Source organism: Corallococcus sp. AB038B (assembly GCF_003668955.1).
GTDB classification, from domain to species: Bacteria; Myxococcota; Myxococcia; order Myxococcales; family Myxococcaceae; genus Corallococcus; species Corallococcus exiguus.
In genome coordinates this window covers 1-406 of the sequence record NZ_RAWO01000244.1, presented here as the reverse complement: position 1 = coordinate 406, position 406 = coordinate 1, and the positions used below count along the sequence as shown (strand labels likewise).

General features: G+C 67.7%; 1 pseudogene. It reads left to right on the top strand.

What is annotated here, in order from left to right:
• Positions 1-18: 18 nt before the first annotated feature.
• Positions 19-406, top strand: a pseudogene (locus D7Y04_RS43160) (FHA domain-containing protein); the annotation flags it as partial.

Below are 406 nucleotides of genomic sequence, written 5' to 3'. Positions count from 1 at the left end.
AAGCGGGAGCTGTCGGAGTTGGCCGACAAGCGCACGCGCGAGGCGAGGGCCGCGCTGGATGGCAACCAGCTGGACTCCTCCAAGGCCATCACCGACGACGTCCTCAAGGCCTTCCCGGAGCACCGCGACGCCAAGATCATCAACGAGCAGGCGGCGCAGGCCATCACCGTTCGCGACACGCCCCGGGTGATTCCCACCGGCCCCGCCCCCAAGCCCTGGGAGCCCGCCGTCGAGCGCTTCCGCGACGGCGATATGTCCGGCGCCGTGGCCATCCTCAACGCGTGCATGTCGAAGAACCCGCAGTGCAAGAAGCTGCTCGCGCAGATGTCGGAGTTCAGCACGCTCTACAAGCGCCTGGAGGACCTGGAGGCGAAGGGGCTGCAGAAGCTGCTGTCGCTCGACAAGG